General features: G+C 35.6%; 1 protein-coding gene. It reads right to left on the bottom strand.

Going from position 1 to position 1,733, the window contains the following annotated elements:
• On the bottom strand, positions 1–1,733 hold a 1,733-nt coding region (locus tag ACOYLP_RS11860), incomplete at both ends, for an Ig-like domain-containing protein (RefSeq protein ID WP_422856378.1).

The raw sequence follows: 1,733 nt of genomic DNA, 5'->3' as shown, positions 1-1,733 counted from the left end.
GTTGTTCCTAAACTTACCCCTGTAACTAATCCTGAGTTATTAATCGTGGCAACTAAAGGATTAGAGGAAACCCAAGGGCTTACTGCAGCTTGTGATCCTGTTCCGCTTAACTGCGTTGTTAATCCAACACATACATTCAAAGTGCCTGTTACTGTTGGCAAAGGGTCTACGGTAATTGAAACTATTTTTTCACATCCAAAAGTATTGGTGTAAATAATAGAAGTTGTACCAGTAGTAATACTTGTAACCAATCCAGAATTTGTAATAGTAACAACTGAACCATCAGATGAAACCCATGGATTCAATATTGCGGCAGTTGGACTACCTGTCAACTGAGTTGTTGAACCTATACAAATGTTAGACAACCCTACAACTGTGGGTAAAGGATTAACAACTACATCAACTGAATTTTGACACCCACTTGAATTGGTATAAGTAATTGTAGTTGTTCCTGGGCTAACCCCTGAAATTAATCCCAAATTAGTAATTGTTGCAACTAAAGGATTAGAAGAAACCCAAGGATTAGTTGATGCCGATGAACCGCTTCCAGAAAGTGAAATAAAAGAACCCTGGCAAACGATCAATGAACCTGTAATAGTAGGTAATGGGTTAACAATTAAATCAAAATTTGTAGTATAGAAAGTGCTAGGATTAGCAACTTCTTGCATTCTTATGTATATTGTTTGATTTGCACTTAAAAAACTATTTGTAGGATTTATTTCAGTACCCAAAATACCTGCATCAGCTGCAGCTTGAGTTAAATAATAGGATATTGTATAATCCGAAGGAGTTACAGCTCCTGTAGCAATTGCTCCTTGAGGAGATAAATCAAAGATAGCAGTTCCACTTCCTAATGAACTCTCACAACGAGATAAATCTGGAACAGGACTTATTGTTCCGCATGATATTATTAAGTTGAACGATTTTACAATTGTACACCCAGCATTATTAACATAAATCGACGCATATATAGTTTGTCCTGAACTAACAAAAGCACTTGGATTTGTAATCGAATTTGAACGAGTTGCTGCTTCAGCAGCCGTTAAATGATATGATATATTATAAGCTGCTGGACTCAAAGTGCCTAAAATTACACTGGTATTTGAACTTAAATTAAAAGTATTTGTACATTGAGTAATATTAAGTGGACTATTCGTTGAATCTGGGTTTACATTTAATGTTACTGATGTTGTAGCCGTTTGTTGCACACCACAAACATTATAAAGAGTTTCTGATGTGTAAGAAGTTGTTGCTGAAGGACAAACCTGAATGGTTGAACCTGTACCTATTAAATTTGAAGGTGAAATTGTAGTTCCCTGATACCAATTTACTGTTACAGGAACATTTGGCCCAGTTGGAGTAAATCTCCATGCTTCTGAAACATTATCTGTATTGGTAGAATTATTTGGAGTTGGATCTGTATTAAATGGTGCTGCATTTCTACCAGGGGCCGCAACAGCTTGTAAACCAGTATCATTAATAACACCAATTGTCCCTCTTCCGCCATTCCAACCAGTACAAGCAGTTCTTCTTTGAACGTATACTTCAATTATATTTGAAACTTCATACAAAACAATTTGACTTGTAGAAAGACCAATAGTGTTATCACATGAAAATTGCGGAACATTTGTAAAATTAGCAATAAATTTTCTACATGGATAAGTACCTACGACTTCATAATTAACACTAATTTGAACACCAGCAGGTGGTGTAACAGAAAAATCTATATCTTG

It is taken from the genome of Flavobacterium sp. (assembly GCF_049318325.1).
Classification (GTDB): Bacteria; Bacteroidota; Bacteroidia; order Flavobacteriales; family Flavobacteriaceae; genus Flavobacterium.
This window is presented reverse-complemented; position numbering and strand designations above follow the sequence as displayed.